This is a genomic window from Dactylosporangium sp. NPDC051087, from assembly GCF_055586325.1.
Map to the genome: position 1 here is coordinate 177,608 of NZ_JBVJIJ010000013.1, position 18,338 is coordinate 195,945.

Sequence of the window (18,338 nt, forward strand, 5' to 3'; positions counted from 1 at the left end):
CGTCCCGAGCCCCGTCCCGAGCCCCGTCCCGAGCCCCGTCCCGAGCCCCGTCCCGAGCCCCGTCCCGAGCCCCGTCCCGAGCCCCGTCCCGAGCCCCGTCCCGAGCCCGGGGCCGAGCCCGGGGCCGAGCTCGTGGCGGGCGGCGAGGCCGCGCCCGCGGGCATCGCAGCGGTGCAGGCAGACGATGCCGCCGCGCCGTGGAGCGGGGAACCCCGGGCGGTGCTGACCGCCGCGCTGCACCGGGCCGCCGCCGCCGACGGGCCCGACGACGAGCTCGCCGGCACGCTCGCCGCGGCCGCGGACGGTGTACCGCCCGCGCTGGCCGCGACCGCCCTGCGGCAGGCCGCGGCGCTGACCGGTGAGCCCGTCCTGGCCGCGGACCGGACGCTCGCCGCGGCCAGGCTCGCGTGGCGGGGCGGGGAGCCGCACCAGGCGAGGATGCTGCTGCGGTCGGTGTTCGCGCCCGGCGTACCGGAGCATCTGCACGCGGAACGGGAACTGCTGCTCGGCGAGATCGACCTGCGGACCGGGGCGAGCGGCGGGGAGCAGCACACGCTCATCGCGGCCGCCGGGCGGCTGATCGTCAAGGACCGGCAGCGCAGTCTCGGGGCGATCATGCTCGCCGGGGAGGCGCTGCTCGCCACCGGGCGGCACGACCAGTTCGTCGCGCTCGCCGGGCGGGCGCTGCGGCTGCGCAGGCCCGGCGACACCCCCGCCGCGGTGCTGCTGTTCGAGCATCTCACCGGGCTGACGGCGCTGTTCTCCGGGGAGCCGTCCCGGGCGGGCGAGCCGATGCGGCGGGTCCTGCACCTCGCCGCGGGCATCGACGACCCGCAGGCGCTCGTCCGGGCCGCCGGCGCCGGGATCCTGATCGGCGAGGACCAGCAGGCGTACCGCCTCGCCGTCCGCGCCGCCCGGCTGGCCGGCGGGGAGGGCGACCGGGCCACCGTGCCGCGCGCCCTCGACCTCGCCGCGACGGCCGCGTTCGCGCTCGGCGACCTGGACCTCGCCGTCGCGACCGCCACCGAGGGGCAGCGGCTGGCGGCGGCGACCGGGCAGGACACGGTCGCCGACAACTGCCGCGGCATCCTCGCCGTCGTCCTCGGCATGCTCGGCGACGGGCCCGCCAGCCAGGCGTGGGCGCGCCGGTGCCGGGCGAGGGCCGGCGTCGACGTCGACAGCCAGGCCCGCGCCATGTGCGTGTGGGCCGCCGCGCTGCTCGACGTCGCCGAGGGCCGGTACGCCGACGCGGCCGGCCGGCTGTGGGGCGTGATGCGCACCGCCGGCGGGCGCGGGCACCTCGGGGTGCAGATCCCCGCGACGCCGACCCTGATCGAGGCCGTCGCCCGGTGCGGGGACCGGGCGCCCGCCCGGGAGATCCTGCGGGCCTACGACGTCTGGGCGGCCAGCACCGCCAACCCGACGTGGCTCGCCCTGTCCGCCCGGTGCCACGCGCTGCTCGCGGAGACCGACGACGAGGCCGACGCCCGCTTCCGTGAGGCGATCCGGCTGCACCTCGCCGGGGACTCACCGTTCGCCCGGGCCCGCACCGAGCTGCTCTACGGCGAGGAGCTGCGCCGCCGCCGGCACCCGGCCGCCGCCCGCGAGCACCTGCGCCGCGCCCTCGCCACGTTCGAGCAGTTCGGCGCGGCACCGTGGGCACAGCGCACCGCCGCGGAGCTGCGGGCCGCCGGCGACCACGTGAGCCAGACCCTCGTGGAGGAGGCCCGGCCGGCGCTGACCGCGCAGCAGTCCCGCATCGCGGAGCTCGTCGCCGGCGGCGCCACCAACCGCGAGGTCGCCGAGGTTCTCTTCCTCAGCCCCCGCACCGTCGATCACCACCTGCGCAACATCTTCACCCGCCTCGGCGTCCGCTCCCGTACCGAGCTGGCGAAGGTGGTGTCATGACCGGCACATGACGCCGGCACCGGCGATTGCGCCGATGCGTGCGGCGGGCCCGGGCGGGCAGGCTGACGGTCACGGTCCGGGTGCGCACATCGTGGTGCGCGCCCGGGTCGTTCTCACGGGACGGTGCGCTCGATGGCCGCCGGGCCGAGCTCCTCCAGGACGCGCCGGCTGCGCTCGATGTTGCGCGGGGTCGGGTCGCGGCCCTCGGCCACGGCCAGGTCCTCCGGGTCCCACGGCTGGTCCGCCCCGGTACGGACGGTGACCGGCCGCCCGTCGCCCGGCTCGGCGTTGCGCGCGGCGGCCGGCACGCCTGAGATGATCGGGTCGTCATTCATGCGCAGTCCCTACCCCTCGATGCCGCCCTCACACGACCTGGTGACCACGGCTTGCGCGGCGCCGGACCAGCGACGGGACCGGCCGGCGCCGGGCTCACCCAGTGCCCCGCCCCGGACACCCCGGCGCCGGCCACGACCGGGCCGACGGGCGTCCGTCCACTCGGACGGCGGCGAGAAGGCCGGCCGCCCGGACCTGGCGCCGGCGGCATGAGGATGGCCGCGCTGCCGGCGGTGTGAAGGCCGGCTGCCCGGCCGCGCCGCCGTTGGTGCGGGGCGGCTACTGGCCGGCGGGGCGGCGGCCGGCGGCCGAGAACGCCCGGTACTCCGCAGGCAGCTGCGTCAGCGCGTGCTGCACGTGCGGGCTGTCCACCGCGCCGCCGAGCGTGCTCAGGACCGCCCGGGTGCCGCGGGTCGCCTCCGCCGGGTTCAGGCCCGTGCGCTCGCCGACCTGGTGGATGAACTCCCGCAACGGCACCGGGCGCGCCCCGCCGTCCCGCCGCGGCAGGCTCGCCGCGAGCCCCTCCGGCAGGTCGGTCGCGAGGTCGCGCACCTCACCGCCGCTGAGCTGGTTGCCCAGCGCCTCCAGGGTCGCGCGGGTGAGATCGGCGGCCTTCTCCTTGCCCAGGCCCGCCTGCTCCGCGACCGCCGCGGCGAACGCGCGTTCCTCCATCGTCATCCCCCAACCGTCGTGACGACCCGGCACCGAAAAGGCCCGGCACCGAAGATCCGGCACCGAAGGACCGGCACCGAAAAGATCGGCACCGAAGATCCGGCACCCCATCCTGGCCGCCGCGCGGGCGTGTCCCCGTCGCTCGCACGGGGTGACCGCACGAGCTCCGGGGACACGACCTTCAACGAGCGGCCGGCGAGCGGCCCGCGGCGGGATCAGCAGGAGTTGGACCGGAAGTCCGACACCGCCACACCCGAGAAGCCGCAGGTGAACGGCGTGAACCGGGAGTCCTGGTTGAGCCAGCGCTTGAACCAGGAGACCAGCGCGCGGGAGGTGGTGGCGTTCGACGACTGCGGGAAGAAGTGGCTCGCCCCGGTCAGCTCGACGTACGTCTTCGGGCCCGCCAGGGTGTTGTAGAACGGGATCGAGTGCGACGAGACCGGCGCGATGGTGTCGGCCTGGCCGCCCACGATCAGGACCGGCTCACTGACGTTGTTCCAGGTCTTGTCGCTGTTCCACGGCGCGAGCGGCACACCCGCCTTGACGAGACCGGTGGTGTCGGCCGCCAGGGCCTCCAGGGTGCCGCCGCCACCCATCGAGTGACCGGCCACGCCGCGGCGGCTGCCGTCGACCTTGGACCGCACGGCGGTGGGGGAGGAGTTGACGGCCCAGTTGAGCGCGGCGAGGAGCTGGTTGCCGCGGCTGCCGGGCTGGTCGTAGATGCTGTTCGTCTCGATGCCGACGACCACGAAACCCCACGAGGACAGGCGCGGGCCGATCCACGAGAGGCTCGACCAGGTGGCGGTGAAGCCGGGCGAGATCGCGATCACCGGGTAGGTGCCCGACGCCGTCGGGTAGTACACCCGGCCGCCGCCGAAGCCGGAGACCAGGCTGGAGATGCTGGCTGACGTGGTCGCGAAGCTCCCGTTGCCGGTGATGTTGCCGGCGGTGGGGGCCTGGCCGATCTGGTCAGCGAGCGCCGGGGTGGCGGCCACGGCGACCCCGCCGCCCATGAACGTGAGGACGACGGCCAGCCTGAGCAGGATTTTTCGCAACGCTGCACTCCTCTCGAAACACCTTCGTAACTTCGATGGCTGTCAGTGTGTGCAGGCGGCGGCCGCTTCCGTATCGGCGAAATCACCGGTGTTCGCGGATGCTCCCGGGATTGGCGCACGCTGCGTATCGTGCGGGGATGCTCAGCGTCGGGTCCGCGGTCGACCTGCTCGTCGTCGCCGCCGTCCTCGCCGGCGTGCCACTCACCTGGCGCGCGGCGCTCGCCCTGCCGACCGGCACCGGGCGCGCGACGCTCGCGCCGCCGACCGGCACCGGGCGCGCGACGCTCGCGCCGCCGCCCGGCACCGGGCAGGGTCCGGGCTGGTGGCTGGCCGGCGTGGTCGCCGCCGTCTACCTCAACCAGGTGCTGTTCAGCGTGTACGTCCTGCGCGTGCACGACGGCGACCCGGGGTTCATCGCGCGGTACCTGCCGCCCGGCTGGTTCGCCCTGGCCGACGGCGCCGGGATGCGGGCCGTCGCCGCCGCCTTCCCCGCTCCCGAGCTGCTCGAGTTCAGCGTGCTGCGGGCGCAGGCGTTGCTGGAGCTGCCGTTCGTGGTGCTCGCCTACCTGTGCGTGTGCCGCTGGCTCGACCCGGCCCCGGCCCGGGCGCTCACCGCACCGGCGGTGCTGCTGCCCGCCTGCGTCGCCTGGTCGGTGGTGTTCGGGCTCGTCGAGTGGGGGCTGCGCAACCCGTACACCGGCGACGACCTCGTGCTGAGGGCGGTCTCCTGTGTCGTGACGGCCGTCCTGGCCGGGCGCCTGCGGCCGCACCCGACCGGCGGCGCGCCCGGGTCGGGGACCGACCTGCTGATCGCCGTCGGGTCCGCCGCGTCGCTCGGTGTCCTGGTGCTGCTGGTGTACGACACGGCGCTGCTCTACAACCTCGGCCACGTGCCCGGGCTGCTGCCGGTGGCGGCGGCCGCGGGCGGCGTCCTGCTCCTCGCCTGGCTCGCCGCCCGCCGCCGGGCCCGGGTGCCGCACGAGCCCGGACCCGGGATCCGGGCCGTGGCGTCGGGGCTGGCCTGGTTCGCGGTGCTGTTCTTCGTGCCGTCGCTGCCCATCCGGTACGCCATGGACCTCGGCACCCCGTGGGTCACCGTCGCCGGGGTGGTCGTGGTCGCCGCGGCGGCGGTCGTGCTGACCGTGCGGGACATCGCCCCCGGCGGGCGGGTCGCCGTCGTCGCGCGGGTGTCGGTGGCGGCCGTCGCCGGGGTGGTCGCGGCGAGCGCGGCGCTGCTCCCGCCGCCGACCTACCCGGAGGTCCGCATCCTGCTGGCCGCGGCGCTGCTCCTGGTCACGGTGACGGGCGTGACCGCCGCCGGCGACGCCGTGCCGCGGCGACGGGACAGGGCCGCCGCGGGGTGATCCCTGCACGACGGCCCTGAGCTTCCCGGGGTCACGCGACGGGCGCGCGTGACGGCCGACCTGGGGAATCTCGCAGCAGACCGGGCAGCCTGGCAACGCACGCGTTTCGGGCGGAACCGGTGCATACGGGCCCAGGGTGCGTCCGTCACCCGGCAGGTCTGACCGAAAGTATGATCATGAGGTCAACGCAGCGTGGTCAGTCGTGCCTTGATCCGTTGCAGCAGCGACGGCCTCGCCGGCGGCTCCTCCCGCGGCGCCGGGAACGCGCCCTCGTCGACCCGCACCACGGTCCGCGCGTGCGGCGGCGCGGGCAGGGACGGGCGCGGCCCGGCCGGGGGCGCCTCGGGCGGGTGCACGGTGACCCCGTGGAAGTGGCGCACGCCGCCGGTCACCCCGGCCCGCGTCCAGCCGCCCGGCCCTTGCCGCTGATGGTCGGCGAGGCGCTGCTCGTACCATCGCGAAACGTCGGCGAACGGGGCATCCGTCGCGAACCAGGTCGTGCTGGCGTGCCCGCCCTGGGCCGCGTAGGTGCGCAGCGTGTCGAACGCGGCCAGGCCCGGGAAGTGCTCCATCGGCCGAGCGTAGAACACCGGAAACTTCCTGCACTCACCGTGCTGAAACGGGTGTATGGTCGGCGCGGGAGGCCGTCATGGTGTTCACGGTGGACGTTCCGCTCGACCTCGTGCACGGCGACGTCGACGAGGGCTACGGCCCGGTCGCCGACGCGTTCCGGCGCAACTTCGCCGAGCGCGGCGAGATCGGCGCGGCCTGCGCCGTCTACCGCGACGGGCGCAAGGTCGTCGACCTGTGGGGCGGCTACCGCGACGGCCGCCGCCGGGCCCCGTGGCGCCAGGACACGCTCGTCACCGTGTTCTCCACGACGAAGGGCGTGTCGGGGCTCGCGATCGCGGTCGCGCACTCGCGCGGCTGGATCGACCACGACGCGACCGTCGCCACCTACTGGCCCGAGTTCGCGCGCAACGGCAAAGCCGAGGTCACCGTCCGGCAGCTGCTCGCCCACCAGGCCGGCCTGCCCGCCATCGACCGGCCGCTCACCGTCGAAGACCTCGCCGACCTCGACGTCGTCGCCGCCGCCCTGGCCGAGCAGCGCCCGGCGTGGTCGCCCGGGACCCGGCACGGCTATCACGCGATCTCGCTCGGCTGGTACGAGGGCGAGCTGCTGCGCCGCGTCGACCCGGCCGGACGGTCGCTGGGCAGGTTCTTCGCCGAGGAGATCGCCGCGCCGCTCGGCGTCACGTTCCACGTCGGCGTCCCCGACACCGTCGAGGAGGACCGCATCGCGGTCGTTCACGGCTTCCGGCCCGCCGAGCTGCTGCTGCACCTGGGCACCATGCCGCGCGGTTTCGTGTTCGGCTTCCTCAACCCGCGCAGCGTCACGGCCCGCTCGTTCGCCAACCCGAAGGTCCTGTCCCGGACGGACAACTACAACCTGCCGCAGGTGCGCCGCCTGGAGCTGCCCGCCGCCAACGGCACCGGCGAGGTCCGCGCGATCGCCCGCCTGTACGGCGACGCGGCCTGCGGGGGCGCCGGTCTCGGCCTGACACCGTCCACTTCGGACGCCCTGCGCCGGCCGGCCGACCCGCCGTCGCAGGGCCTGCACGACGTGGTGCTGCGCGTCCCGACGGTCTACTCCCTCGGCTACGTCAAACCCTTCCCGCGCCTGCGCTTCGGCGCCTCCGGCAACCAGGCCTTCGGCACCCCGGGCGCGGGCGGCTCGTTCGGCTTCGCCGACCCGGAGACGGGCATCGGCTTCGCGTACGCCATGAACCGCGCCGGCTTCCACCTGTGGGACGACCCGCGCGAGCTCGCCCTGCGCGAGGCCCTGTTCCGCACGGTCCTCGGCGAGCGCACCCAGCACCCCGACCCGCACTAGAGTTCGGGGCATGCAGCAGCCGATCATGCCCCCGGGCCTGCCCACCCCGCAGGCCCGCTACGCCCACGCCGTCCTCGTCACCGCACCGGCCCGCTGGCTGCACACCGCGGGCATCGTGGGCGTCGACCCGTCGGGCGGCGTCGCCGCGACGGTGGCCGGCCAGGCCCGCACGATCTGGTCGAACATCGCCGAGATCCTCACCGAGGCCGGCATGACCCACGCCGACATCGTCAGCGTGACCACCTACGTGGTCGCCTCCGCCGCGGACCCGGGCCTCGCCGAGGCCTCCGCCGAGCGGGACGCCTTCCTGCAGGGCCGCCGCGTCGCCAGCACCCTGGTCACCGTGCCCGCGCTCGTCCACCCGGCCTGGCTCATCGAGATCGCCGTCGTGGCCGCGGCCTGATCCGCCCCTGGTCCCGGCCTGGTCCCGGCCACCGCGCCGCCGCGGTGGGCGGTCAGATGCGGAACCTGCCGACGGCGTGCTGGAGGTCGGCGGCGAGGGTGTTGAGCTCGGCGACCGTGGCGTCGACCTCGGTGAGGGTGGACGTGGTGGTGTCGGCGGCGTCCGCGACACCGGCGATGTTGCCGGCGATGTTCGCGGCGCCGTGGGCGGCGTCGCCGACGCTGCGGCTCATCTCGCTCGTCGTGGCGGTCTGCTCCTCGACGGCGGAGGCGATGGTGAGCTGGTAGTCGTTGATGCGGGCGATGATCCGGCTGATCTCGCCGATGGCGCCGACGGCGTTGGCGGTGTCGGACTGGATCGCCTCGACACGGCGGGAGATGTCCTCGGTCGCGCGGGCGGTCTCCTGGGCGAGGTCCTTCACCTCGCTCGCCACGACGGCGAAGCCCTTGCCGGCCGCGCCGGCGCGGGCCGCCTCGATGGTGGCGTTGAGCGCCAGGAGGTTCGTCTGCTCGGCGATCGACGTGATCACCTTGACGACGTTGCCGATCTCGGCGGAGGAGTCGCCGAGCTTCGACACGGTGCGGTTCGTGGACTCGGCGACGCCGACCGCCTCGGAGGCGACGCGGGCGGCGTCGTTGGCGTTCTGGGCGATCTCGCGGATCGACGCGCCCATCTCCTCGGAGCCGGCGGCGACGGTCTGGACGTTGTGCGACACGGTGCCGGCGTCGCCCGCCACGACGTTCGCGCGGGCGGCGGCGGCCTTGGCGCTGTCGGCGATGCGGGTCGTGACGCTCGTCAGCCGGCCGGTGCTCGCGCCGAGGGTGCCGGCCGCGGCCGCGAGAGTGTGCACGGTGCGGCCGACGCTCTCGTTGGCCCGGTTCATCGCGGCGGCCATCGCGCCGAGCTCGTCGCGGGCGTACACGTCGGCGCGCAGGGTCAGGTCGCCGTCGGCGACGCCGCGCAGCGTGTGGGAGACCGAGCGCAGCTGCAGGTTCATCCGCCGGGCGATGCCGAGCGCGAGCGCGAGGGCGAGGAGCAGGCCGGCGACGAGCGAGCCGACGGTCCAGTCGCGGGCCCTCGTGTAGTCGGCGCGGGCCGCGGCGGCCATCGCGTCGGACTCGGCGGTCTCCTGCTGCTGGAGCTTGGCGAGGGAGGCGTTCATCTGCGCCTCGAGGCCCTGCCACAGGGTGTTCCTGGCGACCGGGTCGGTGGGCGCGGTGACGCCGGCGGCGGGGGGCCTGTTGAGCACGACCACGTCGCGGAGGTTGCTGTAGTCGGTGTACGCCTTCGCGAACTCGTTCAGGGCGCTCTCCCGCGCGGCCGAGCCGGCCAGCCGGGTGCGGTACTTCGCGACCGCCCCGTCGATCATCGTGTCGCCGCCGTCGATCGCCTGGGTGCCGCGCGGGCCGAGGGACGGGTCGTAGGCCGACCACGACACGAGGGACTGGCCGCGGTAGTTCTCGCTGACGCCCTGCCGGATCACCACCAGCTGCTCGACGCTCTCCAGGTGCCGCGTCTTGAGCTGCCCGAGCCGGTCGTTGAGCTGCGACATGTTCGTGATCGACAGGATGCTGACGCCGATCGCGACGAGCGCCACGAGCGCGATGCCGATGAGGTTCTTGGTCCCGACCGACCGGTCGGCGACCCAGCCGGCGAGCGGGCTGCGGCGCACCGTCACCTGGACGGGGGTGGTGTCTGTGGTCATGTGACGTCCCTCGCAACGCGGACCGGGAGAAACATTGACCGCATCGGCGCGGCGGCGCCGGTACTGAGGAAATGCGCTGATGTCAGACCATTGCGGGCTGTTCGAGGGCGGCGGAAACGACCAGCGACTCGATGCCCCGCAGGCCGGCCTCCAGCATCTGGGGCGAGACGGCCGCGGTGTCGACCCGCCAGGTGAGCTCGACCGCGCCGGGCGCGGCGTCCACGTGCAGGAAGCAGGTCGCGTCCCACTCGTTGGAGCTCGGCCCCCACCGCAGCGCGCTGTCCGCCACCGCGGCGGCGATCCGCGCCGGTGACGGCGGCGCCGGCGGCGAGGACGGCGGGCCGGCGGCGGAGCGGCGGCGGTCGTTGAAGTAGCAGCCGGTGTCCAGGTCCACGCCGCGCTCGGCGGCGACCCGGTCGACGAGCGCCCACAGGTCGCGAGGGTGGTAGTAGGCGTACATCCCGGCGGTCAGCTGGCTCTTGAACGTCCGCGCGACCACCTCGGGCAGCTCCGCGCCGGTGGTGTCGATGACGGCGAGCCCGGCCTGCGCCAGGTTGCTGACCGACTCGGCGAACCCGGGCCGGAAGCGGTTGCTGACCACGATCCGGAACGCCCCGACCGGCAGGCCCGAGAGACGGCCGACCATCACGGCGTACGCGGCGAGCAGCACGGTGCCGGAGTGCACCTGCGTGCGGGCGGCCACCTCCGTGAGGGCGAGGTGCAGCGCGGGCGAGGTGAGCGTCGCCTCGCACCACCGCTCGGGCCGCGGTTCGAGCGGCACCGGGAAGCGGCGCGGCTCGATCGAGCGCAGCTGCTTCTCCCAGTACCGCAACGACGCCTGATGCTGCCGGCGCGCGGACGTGCCCTGCTGGGCGGCGGCGAGCGCCAGGGGCTGGACGCCGGCGACGGGCGCGAGATGGCGGCCGGTCACCGGGTCGAGGTTGGCGAGGTCCGCGATGAGCGCCTCGAAGCCGTACCCGTCGATGACCATGTGGCAGTACAGCGCGACGAACCACAGCGCGTCGCCGCCCGGGGAGGCGACGACAGCCATTCGCACCGGCCAATCAGAATACGGATCCCAGGGGTCCGCCTCGTACCGGGCGCGGATCGTGCCGGCGAGCCGCTCCGGGTCGCCGTCGTCGTCGTGCACCTCGAGCGTGACGGCGCCGGCCGAGGACAGGATCTGCCGGGGCGGCGCGGCGTCGTCCGAGGCGAGCAGGCGGGTCCGCAGCGACTGGTGCCGGCTCATGATGAACCCGAGCGTCGTCGCGACGTCCCGGACGGTCGTGCCGGCGGCGAGGGCCATCGTGCCGCCGGCCCATTCGGTGGCCTCGACCACCTGCATCGACCGCCAGGCGGCGAACTGTCCCCAGGTGAGTTCCCCGACGCCGCTGCCCTCGCCCTCGAAGGGCACGGTGATCCGGTGCGGCACAACAGCCCCCCAAGCGTCGAAGCAGCGGCATCGAGTCCCGGCAATGATTTAGAGAGAACGGACGGCCTTCATGGCGATCTCCTTTCCGCATGTCCGCCCATCGATCGACGCGCTCTGACGGGCGGTGCCGGGAGCCTAACTTCCGGGCTGTTGAAAGCGGAAGAGAACAGCACTCGTTAGGGGTGTTGAAAGGGTTGTGCAATCACCGGAAATTCATTGATGCTCGCATTATCGCCGTCAATTCACATGGGTCCGGAAATTTCGTACCCACCGCGACAAAGACGCCGTGCGTCGCATACTGTCGTGCGGGCGGGTCCGGGGCGGACGGGAATGGGTGGCATGGCGACGATCGGTGACGTGGCGCGGCAGGCGGGGGTGTCCCCGAGCACCGTGTCGTATGTCCTGAGCGGCAAGCGGACGATCTCGGAGGAGACCCGCCGGCGGGTGCTCGCCGCCATCGACGTCCTCGGCTACCACCCGCACGCCGGCGCGCGCGCCCTGGCCAGCAACCGCTCCAACGTCATCGCGCTGATCATGCCGCTCTACACCGGCCTGTACGTGCCGGTCCTGATGCAGTTCGTGATCTCGGTCGTGACGGCGGCCCGCCGCTTCGACCACGACGTGCTGCTGCTCACCCAGGACGAGGGCGAGCAGGGCCTGGAGCGGGTCGCCGCGAGCGCGCTCGCCGACGCGCTCATCGTGATGGACGTCGAGCTGCACGACCGGCGGCTGCCGCGGCTGCGGGCGCTGAGCCGGCCGTCGGTGCTCATCGGGTTCCCGGCCGACGCGGCCGGGCTCACCTGCATCGACCTGGACTTCGCGGCGGCCGGCGCGGCGTGCGTCGAGCATCTCGCCGACCTCGGGCACGAGTGCGTCGCTCTCGTCGGTTCGCCGCCGGAGGTGTACGAACGTGAGCTCGGCTTCGCCAGCCGCACCGCGGCGGGGTTCGACGAGGCGCTGCGCCGCCGGGGCCTGCGCGGCACCACCGTGCCGTGCGAGCCGGCCCCGGACGCGGTCCTGGCGACGGTGCGGGGCCTGCTGGCGCGCCACCCGGACCTGACGGGTGTGGTGGTGCACAACGAGCCGACGGTGCCGCCGCTGCTGGACGCGTTCGCCGCGCTCGGCCGGCGGGTGCCGCGGGACGTGTCGGTGGTGGCGATCTGCCCGGACGAGGTCGCCGACCGCGGCAAGCCGCGGCTCACGTCGGTGAGCATCCCGGCGGAGGAGATCGGGCGCCGCGCGGTGGAGCTGGTCATGGCGAAGCTCGACGGCCGTGAGGTCCCGGAGGCGACGCTGCTGCCGCCGGCGTTGGTGGCCCGCGACAGCGCCGCCGCCGCACGCACCGCCCGGCCCGGTCCCCGGCGCCGCCCCGCGACCTCCTAGCGGGCGCGGGCGAATCCGGCCCGCGGCGCGGCAGGTGGCCGCACGCGCTCCGGCCCGCAGCCGCACGGGCCGCAGCGAGCGTTTCAGGGGTTCGGGTCGGGTTGCCGGCGCCGTCCCGCGACCTCCTGGCGGGCGCGGCCGAGTCCGGCCCGCGGCGCGGCAGGTGGCCGCACGCATCGCCCCGGTTGCCGGCGCCGTCCCGCGACCTCCTGGCGGGCGCGGGCGAATCCGGCCCGTGGCGCGGCAGGTGGGCGCACGCATCGCCCCGGTTGCGGGCGCCGTCCCGCGACCTCCTGGCGGCGCCGGCGGCCCGCGGCGCGGCAGGTCCGCCGCGGTCCGGAACACCCGGTCCGGGCCGCGGCGGTTGCCGGTACACCCTAGGAAAGCGTGATGGTGAGCCTTCCGGCCTCGGCGCCGACGGCGACGATCACCCCGGCGGGGTCGGGTGTGACGGTGTGGGTGAGCCGGCCGGTATCGACGGCCGCCACCGTGTCGATACCGGCCAGCTGCACCCGCCAGGGCGCCGCGCTCGTGTCGTCGCGGCGCGCCTCGACGGTCGTCCCGGTCCGGCGCACCGTGAAGGTGACGCTGTGGCTGGCACTGGGACCGCCCTGCGGCGAAGGGATGTCCACGGTCGTGCCCGCGCCGTCGGGCAGCTCGTGGACCCGCAGGGTGACGCCGTCGGCGTATGGGTAGTCGGGGCGGTCGTCGCGCGCGCCGAGCGGCACGACCGAGCCGGGCCGCACCAGCACCGGCAGGTCGCCGATGCCGTACCGGCGGCGGATCCAGCCGGGCCCGGTCAGCACCTCCCCGCCGCGCAGGTCGGTCCACCGCCCCTCCGGCAGGTAGAAGGCGACGTCGCCGTCCGCGCTGAACACCGGCGCGACGAGGATGTCGCCGCCGAGCATGTACTGCCGGTCCAGGTACGCGCACGCCGGGTCGTCCGGGAACGCCAGCGCCATCGGCCGCAGCACCGGCAGGCCCTCGCGGTGCGCGGTGACGGCGGCGCCGTACAGGTACGGCATGAGCCGCGCCTTGAGCCGGGTGTACTCGCGCAGCACGGCGACCGCGTCGTCGCCGAAGTGCCACGGCACCCGGTAGGACTCGTTGCCGTGCAGCCGGCTGTGCGACGACAGCAGCCCGAAGGGGATCCACCGGGTGAAGACGGCGGCGTCGGGGGTGCCTTCGAAGCCGCCGATGTCGTGGCTCCAGAACCCGAACCCGCTCATGGCGAGGGACAGCCCGCCGCGGAGGCTCTCGGCCATCGACTCGAAGGTGGCGCTGCAGTCGCCGCCCCAGTGCACGGGGAACTGCTGGCCGCCGGCGGTCGCGGACCGGGCGAAGAGGACCGCCTCGCCCTCGCCGCGGTGCTCGCGCAGGACCTCGAAGACCGCCTCGTTGTACAGGTGCGTGTAGTAGTTGTGCATCCGCAGCGGGTCGGCGCCGTCGGCCCACACGACGTCGGTCGGGACGCGCTCGCCGAAGTCGGACTTGAAGCAGTCGACGCCGAGGTCCAGCAGCCGGCGCAGCTTGTCCTGGAACCAGGCCCGCGCCCGCGGGTCCGTGAAGTCGACGAGGCCCATCCCGGCCTGCCACTGGTCCCACTGCCACACGTCGCCGTCCTCGCGCCGCACCAGGTAGCCCTGCTCGACGCCCTCGGCGAACAGGGCCGAGCGCTGCGCGATGTACGGGTTGATCCACACGCAGATCCGCAGCCGCTTCGCCTTGAGCCGGGCCAGCATGCCGGCCGGGTCGGGGAACGTGGCCGGGTCCCACTCGAAGTCGCACCAGTGGAACTCGCGCATCCAGAACGTGTCGAAGTGGAACACCGACAGCGGCAGCCCCCGTTCGGTCATGCCGTCCACGATGTCGGTGACCGTCGCCTCGTCGTACGGGGTGGTGAAGGACGTGGACAGCCACAGCCCGAACGACCACGCGGGCGGCAGCGCCGGGCGCCCGGTCAGCGCCGTGTACTTGCGCAGGACGTCGCGCGGGGACGGGCCGTAGATGACGAGGTACGAGAGGACCTGCCCGGGGACGCTGAACTGCACCCGGGACACGGCCTCGGAGCCGACCTCGAACGACACCGGCCCCGGGTCGTCGACGAAGACCCCGTAGCCGCCGCTGGTCAGGTAGAACGGCACGTTCTTGTACGCCTGCTCGCTGCTGGTGCCGCCGTCGGCGTTCCAGACGTCGACGGTCTGGCCGTTCTTCACCAGCGGGCCGAAGCGCTCGCCCAGGCCGTACACCACCTCGCCGACCCCGAGGTCGAGCTGCTCGCGCAGGAAGTGCCCGTCGCCGGTGCGCAGCGCGGCGAGGGCCTTCGGCGCGCTGCCGGTGAGGACGCGGCCCTCGGCGAGGAAGTCGAGGCGCCACCGGTCGCCGAGGGCGAAGCGGGCGCTGAGCGCGCCCGAGGTGAACGTGACGGACTCCTCGTCGCGGGTCACCTTCGCGTCGGCGGCCGGGTCGGCGTCGATGCGGAAGCTGGGCCCGCGCCGCCGCCCGCCGGTGTGCCGGCTGACCCTGACGGCGACGACGTCGGGGGCGGGGGTGCTGCAGTCGACGGTGAACAGCGGCGTGTTGAGGGTGTCGCCGCGGCCGGTGACCCGCTTGGCCGGCGCGAACACCGACAGGCTGCCCGCGCCGGTGGTCACGTCGCGGACGTGCACCGGGTGCAGCGCCTGCACCCCGTCGCGCAGCTGCCAGTATCCGTCGCTGAACTTCATGCACGCGCCCCATCTGCCTGATCGCACTGTCGAAGCGCTTCGACAGTGCGTCACCGGCCCCGGAGGTGTCAACCGGCCGGCCCGCCCGGCCAGGCACGGGCGTGAAACTTCCACGTGCGCGAGAATGCGCGGGTGGCAGTATCGGACGCACAATTCCTGGCGATGGTGGACGCGCTCGCCGAGGTCTCGCCGGCGCACGCCGCGGACTACACCTCGTTCAGCGTGCGCGGCAAACGGTTCGGCTATTTCTGGCCCCGCACGCACACCGCCGGTCTGAAGCAGACGATCTCGGAGCAGCTGGCCCTGGTCGCCGAGCGTCCCGACGTGTTCGAGGTGCAGTTCACCTCCGGCGGGTTCGGCTGGGTCGTCGTGTACCTGCAGAGGATCGACGCCGACGAGCTGGGCGAGCTGCTCTACGAGGCGTGGCAGCTGTCGGCGCCCGAGTCGCTCGCCGAGGAGCACCCGCTGAGCTTCACGTAGGCTGCGGGCATGTCTCTCGCCGCGGATTTCGAGCAGGCCCAGGCCGACGCCAAGCAGCTGCCCGCCCGTCCTGCCAACGACGTCCTGCTGCGCCTGTATGCGCTGTACAAGCAGGGCACCCACGGCGACGCCACCGGCAAGCGTCCCGGCGTCTTCGATCTGGTCGGCCGGGCCAAGTTCGACGCCTGGCAGGCCGTCGCGGGCACCCCGCAGGAGGACGCCCAGCGGCAGTACGTCGCCCTCGTCACCGAGCTGCGCGCCTGAGGTCGGACCGCTGAAACGGGTCGTTCCGCATACTGTGTGGCACATGGTACTGTGTGGCGCATGGTAAGCGGGGCCGGCGAGAAGCTGGAGCAGGAGCTGCGCCGCGGTGTCGTCGTCCTCGCCGTGCTGTCGCAGCTGCGGACGCTGCGATACGGCTATGAGCTGCGCCAGTCCCTCGTGCAGCGGGGGATGCCGATCGAGGAGGGCACGCTCTACCCGTTGCTGCGCCGGCTCGAGGCGCAGGGGGTGCTGCGCAGCGAGTGGCAGGCGGCCGAGGGGCCGCCCCGGCGCTACTACGTGCTCAGCGACGACGGGGCGAAGCTCTTCGAAGGACTGACCGCCACCTGGCGCGGCCTCAACCTGGCGATGGACGACCTCCTGGAAGGCGAACATGACCGCTGACGAGCTCATCGACACATACGTGGCCGACGTGGTCGGTCTCCTGCCGCGGGCCCAGCGCCGGGACGTGGCGCTGGAGCTGCGGGCGCTGCTGGCCGAGGAGGTCGCCGCGGCCGGCGAGGACCGGGCCCGCGAGCTCCTGCGGGCGTTCGGCCGCCCGGCCGAGGTCGCCGCGCGCTACGGCACCCCGGTGACCCTGATCGACCCCGCGGACACCCGGCGGTTCCTGACCCTCGCGGGCGGGGGAGCGGCGCTGATCGCGTTCGCGGCGGTGCTGCACGAGCTGATCGAGCGGGCCGGGCCGCAGCGCGACGTGGAGCGGGCGGTGCAGCAGTCGGTGCCCGTCGTGCTCGGGTGGCTCGGGCTGCTCCTCGCGGGCTTCGCCGTCGCCGCGTGGCGCCGGCGGCGCCGGCCGGACCCGGGCTGGCGGCCGAGGCCCGTGCCCACGGACCGGATCAACCGGGCCGGGCACGCGGCCGCCCTCACGTTCTTCGTCCTCGGCACGCTCGTCCTGACCGACCCTGCGCGGGCCGTCGGCGCGGTGTTCCCCGCGGCGCGGGACGCGTTCGCCTATGACCCGCAGTTCCTGCGGGTCCGTGGCCCGGTCGTGCTCGCGCTGCTGGTCGTGAGCCTCGGCATCCAGGCGGTGCTGATCTGGCACGGGCGGTGGCGGCCGCTGCTGCACCGCATCGACATGGCGCACAGCGTGGTCTTCTGCGCCGTGCTCACCTGGGTGCTCGGCGCCGGGCCGGTCTTCGCCGCGCCGATGGCCGACCAGGAGGCCAAGGGCTGGGTGGGCCTGCTCGTCCTCGTCGCGCTGATCGACCTCGGCGTGCGGACCCACAGGATGAGCGTCAAGCACGCCCTCCATCACTGAGAGCGCTCTCTTGACGGGGCGGTCGGCGGCTTTGTAGGTTCGACAGAAGTCAATCTGGAAAGGTTGATTACGGACACCGCCATGTCCTGTAGGAGGTTCGCGCAATGCACGTCTCCGTCAAGGCTCGCTCCCTGCTCATGCTGGGTGCGACCGTTCTGACGTTCCTCACCGCGGTCGCGGTGCGGGACGCGAGCACCAACGCGGCCGACGCCGCCATCGGCGGGCTCACCTGGTCCGACGAGTTCGACGGCGCCGCCGGCAGCGCCCCCAACGCCAGCAAGTGGAAGCGTGACATCGGCGGGGGTGGCTGGGGCAACAACGAGCAGCAGTACTACACGAACAGCACGAGCAACGCCTCGCTCAACGGTGCCGGGCAACTGGTGATCACCGCCCGCCGGGAGAACCCGGCGAACTACCAGTGCCACTACGGCACCTGCCAGTACACGTCGGCCCGCCTGCTCACGCAGGACAAGTTCACCCAGACGTACGGGCGCTTCGAGGCCCGCATGAAGCTGCCGCGCGGGCAGGGGATCTGGCCGGCGTTCTGGATGCTCGGCGCCGACATCGGCAGCAACCCGTGGCCGAACAGCGGCGAGATCGACATCATGGAGAACATCGGCAAGGAGCCGAACACCGTGCACGGCACCATCCACGGCCCGGGCTACTCCGGCGCCGAGGGCATCGGGGCCGGGTACACGATCGGCGCGCCGTTCGCCGACGCGTTCCACACGTTCTCGGTCGAGTGGGAGCCCAACGTCCTTCGCTGGTACGTGGACGGCAACCTCTACCAGACCCGCACCCCCGCGGACCTGGGCGGCGACCGGTGGGTCTTCGACCACCCGTTCTTCATGCTGCTCAACCTCGCGGTCGGCGGCTACTGGCCGGGCTACCCCGACGGCTCCACCCAGTTCCCGCAGACGCTGACCGTCGACTACGTACGGGTCTACTCGTACACCAGCGGCGGTGGCGGCGGCGCCGGGCCGATCATCGGCCAGGGCAGCAACCGGTGCATCGACATCCCGTCGTCGAACGCGGCCGACGGCAACCGGCTGCAGATCTGGGACTGCAACGGCACGGGCGCGCAGCAGTGGACGTTCAACGCGGACGGCTCGGTGCGGGCGCTCGGCAAGTGCATGGACGTCTCCGGCGGCGGCACCGCCGACGGGTCGATCGTGCAGCTGTGGACCTGTAACGGCTCCGGCGCCCAGAAGTTCACCCTCAGCGGTGCGGGCGACCTGGTAAACATCCAGGCCAACAAGTGCGTCGACGTGCAGAACGTGGCCACCGCCAACGGCTCGAAGCTGCACATCTGGACCTGCAACGGGGCCAGCAACCAGAAGTGGCGCAGATAGGCACGTGCCGACGGTGGCGCCGGATCCGCATCAGATCCGGCGCCCCCCCCGAACTTCCCAGGCCATGCCGAAACCTACGAAGTTTTTCGCT

At 73.9% G+C, this 18,338-nt stretch carries 17 protein-coding genes; 10 read left to right on the plus strand and 7 right to left on the minus strand.

Going from position 1 to position 18,338, the window contains the following annotated elements; translation table 11 throughout:
- Positions 1–171: 171 nt before the first annotated feature.
- Positions 172–1,908 (plus strand): helix-turn-helix transcriptional regulator, encoded by a 1,737-nt coding sequence (locus tag ACZ6TV_RS25435; RefSeq protein WP_465299746.1) that lies wholly within the window; start codon positions 172–174, stop codon positions 1,906–1,908.
- 113 nt (positions 1,909–2,021) lie between these two features.
- Here the strand turns inward: ACZ6TV_RS25435 and ACZ6TV_RS25440 are convergent, their stop codons facing one another.
- From ACZ6TV_RS25440 to ACZ6TV_RS25450, 3 genes are all read right to left on the minus strand, one after another.
- Positions 2,022–2,243, minus strand: coding sequence for a hypothetical protein (locus tag ACZ6TV_RS25440; protein WP_465299747.1), 222 nt, complete (start codon positions 2,241–2,243; stop codon positions 2,022–2,024).
- Positions 2,244–2,520: 277 nt separating this feature from the next.
- A complete protein-coding gene (locus ACZ6TV_RS25445) occupies positions 2,521–2,919 on the minus strand; it encodes a DUF2267 domain-containing protein (RefSeq protein ID WP_465299748.1) in 399 nt (132 codons plus the stop codon).
- A 209-nt stretch (positions 2,920–3,128) separates the two neighbouring features.
- On the minus strand, positions 3,129–3,968 hold the full coding sequence (locus tag ACZ6TV_RS25450; RefSeq protein WP_465299749.1) for an alpha/beta hydrolase family protein: 840 nt from the start codon (positions 3,966–3,968) through the stop codon (positions 3,129–3,131).
- Positions 3,969–4,105: 137 nt separating this feature from the next.
- Between ACZ6TV_RS25450 and ACZ6TV_RS25455 the strand changes: the two genes are divergently transcribed.
- A complete protein-coding gene (locus ACZ6TV_RS25455) occupies positions 4,106–5,332 on the plus strand; it encodes a hypothetical protein (RefSeq protein WP_465299750.1) in 1,227 nt (408 codons plus the stop codon).
- A 182-nt stretch (positions 5,333–5,514) separates the two neighbouring features.
- Here ACZ6TV_RS25455 and ACZ6TV_RS25460 read toward each other — a convergent pair whose 3' ends face one another.
- A complete protein-coding gene (locus tag ACZ6TV_RS25460) occupies positions 5,515–5,904 on the minus strand; it encodes a hypothetical protein (RefSeq protein WP_465299751.1) in 390 nt (129 codons plus the stop codon).
- 89 nt (positions 5,905–5,993) lie between these two features.
- On the opposite strand from ACZ6TV_RS25460, the gene ACZ6TV_RS25465 reads away from it, so the two are divergent.
- Both ACZ6TV_RS25465 and ACZ6TV_RS25470 read left to right on the plus strand, forming a co-directional pair.
- Complete coding sequence (locus ACZ6TV_RS25465) at positions 5,994–7,226, plus strand: serine hydrolase domain-containing protein (RefSeq protein WP_465299752.1); 1,233 nt, start codon at positions 5,994–5,996, stop codon at positions 7,224–7,226.
- Between the two features lie 10 nt (positions 7,227–7,236).
- Complete coding sequence (locus ACZ6TV_RS25470) at positions 7,237–7,629, plus strand: RidA family protein (protein ID WP_465299753.1); 393 nt, start codon at positions 7,237–7,239, stop codon at positions 7,627–7,629.
- A gap of 52 nt (positions 7,630–7,681) precedes the next feature.
- Here the strand turns inward: ACZ6TV_RS25470 and ACZ6TV_RS25475 are convergent, their stop codons facing one another.
- Positions 7,682–9,334, minus strand: coding sequence for a methyl-accepting chemotaxis protein (locus ACZ6TV_RS25475; protein WP_465299754.1), 1,653 nt, complete (start codon positions 9,332–9,334; stop codon positions 7,682–7,684).
- Positions 9,335–9,416: 82 nt separating this feature from the next.
- Positions 9,417–10,766 carry a condensation domain-containing protein gene (locus ACZ6TV_RS25480; protein ID WP_465299755.1) on the minus strand — a complete coding sequence of 450 codons (1,350 nt, stop codon included), beginning with the start codon at positions 10,764–10,766 and terminating at the stop codon, positions 9,417–9,419.
- A 339-nt stretch (positions 10,767–11,105) separates the two neighbouring features.
- Here ACZ6TV_RS25480 and ACZ6TV_RS25485 point away from each other — a divergent pair, with 339 nt between their 5' ends.
- Positions 11,106–12,149 carry a LacI family DNA-binding transcriptional regulator gene (locus ACZ6TV_RS25485; RefSeq protein WP_465299756.1) on the plus strand — a complete coding sequence of 348 codons (1,044 nt, stop codon included), beginning with the start codon at positions 11,106–11,108 and terminating at the stop codon, positions 12,147–12,149.
- 377 nt (positions 12,150–12,526) lie between these two features.
- On the opposite strand, the gene yicI is transcribed toward ACZ6TV_RS25485, so the two are convergent.
- Positions 12,527–14,875 carry an alpha-xylosidase gene (yicI, locus tag ACZ6TV_RS25490; RefSeq protein WP_465299757.1) on the minus strand — a complete coding sequence of 783 codons (2,349 nt, stop codon included), beginning with the start codon at positions 14,873–14,875 and terminating at the stop codon, positions 12,527–12,529.
- Between the two features lie 132 nt (positions 14,876–15,007).
- Between yicI and ACZ6TV_RS25495 the strand changes: the two genes are divergently transcribed.
- The 5 genes from ACZ6TV_RS25495 (at position 15,008) to ACZ6TV_RS25515 (ending at position 18,247) form a co-directional block, all read left to right on the plus strand.
- On the plus strand, positions 15,008–15,355 hold the full coding sequence (locus tag ACZ6TV_RS25495; RefSeq protein WP_465299758.1) for an MmcQ/YjbR family DNA-binding protein: 348 nt from the start codon (positions 15,008–15,010) through the stop codon (positions 15,353–15,355).
- 9 nt (positions 15,356–15,364) lie between these two features.
- Positions 15,365–15,619: an acyl-CoA-binding protein gene (locus tag ACZ6TV_RS25500; protein WP_465299759.1), complete on the plus strand. Its 255-nt coding sequence runs from the start codon at positions 15,365–15,367 to the stop codon at positions 15,617–15,619.
- Between the two features lie 60 nt (positions 15,620–15,679).
- Complete coding sequence (locus ACZ6TV_RS25505) at positions 15,680–16,021, plus strand: PadR family transcriptional regulator (RefSeq protein ID WP_465299760.1); 342 nt, start codon at positions 15,680–15,682, stop codon at positions 16,019–16,021.
- Positions 16,011–16,895, plus strand: coding sequence for a hypothetical protein (locus ACZ6TV_RS25510; protein WP_465299761.1), 885 nt, complete (start codon positions 16,011–16,013; stop codon positions 16,893–16,895). Before ACZ6TV_RS25505 ends, ACZ6TV_RS25510 begins: the two co-directional genes overlap by 11 nt.
- A gap of 104 nt (positions 16,896–16,999) precedes the next feature.
- A complete protein-coding gene (locus ACZ6TV_RS25515; protein ID WP_465299762.1) occupies positions 17,000–18,247 on the plus strand; it encodes a family 16 glycosylhydrolase in 1,248 nt (415 codons plus the stop codon).
- Positions 18,248–18,338: the final 91 nt, after the last annotated feature.

Coding starts and splice junctions, on each gene's coding strand:
- ACZ6TV_RS25505 (WP_465299760.1), top strand. CDS start 15,680: ATGGTAAGCGGGGCCGGCGAGAAGCTGGAGCAGGAGCTGCGCCGCGGT.
- ACZ6TV_RS25455 (WP_465299750.1), top strand. CDS start 4,106: ATGCTCAGCGTCGGGTCCGCGGTCGACCTGCTCGTCGTCGCCGCCGTC.
- ACZ6TV_RS25515 (WP_465299762.1), top strand. CDS start 17,000: ATGCACGTCTCCGTCAAGGCTCGCTCCCTGCTCATGCTGGGTGCGACC.
- yicI (WP_465299757.1), bottom strand. CDS start 14,875: ATGAAGTTCAGCGACGGATACTGGCAGCTGCGCGACGGGGTGCAGGCG.
- ACZ6TV_RS25475 (WP_465299754.1), bottom strand. CDS start 9,334: ATGACCACAGACACCACCCCCGTCCAGGTGACGGTGCGCCGCAGCCCG.
- ACZ6TV_RS25440 (WP_465299747.1), bottom strand. CDS start 2,243: ATGAATGACGACCCGATCATCTCAGGCGTGCCGGCCGCCGCGCGCAAC.
- ACZ6TV_RS25510 (WP_465299761.1), top strand. CDS start 16,011: ATGACCGCTGACGAGCTCATCGACACATACGTGGCCGACGTGGTCGGT.
- ACZ6TV_RS25460 (WP_465299751.1), bottom strand. CDS start 5,904: ATGGAGCACTTCCCGGGCCTGGCCGCGTTCGACACGCTGCGCACCTAC.
- ACZ6TV_RS25485 (WP_465299756.1), top strand. CDS start 11,106: ATGGCGACGATCGGTGACGTGGCGCGGCAGGCGGGGGTGTCCCCGAGC.
- ACZ6TV_RS25500 (WP_465299759.1), top strand. CDS start 15,365: ATGTCTCTCGCCGCGGATTTCGAGCAGGCCCAGGCCGACGCCAAGCAG.
- ACZ6TV_RS25470 (WP_465299753.1), top strand. CDS start 7,237: ATGCAGCAGCCGATCATGCCCCCGGGCCTGCCCACCCCGCAGGCCCGC.
- ACZ6TV_RS25445 (WP_465299748.1), bottom strand. CDS start 2,919: ATGACGATGGAGGAACGCGCGTTCGCCGCGGCGGTCGCGGAGCAGGCG.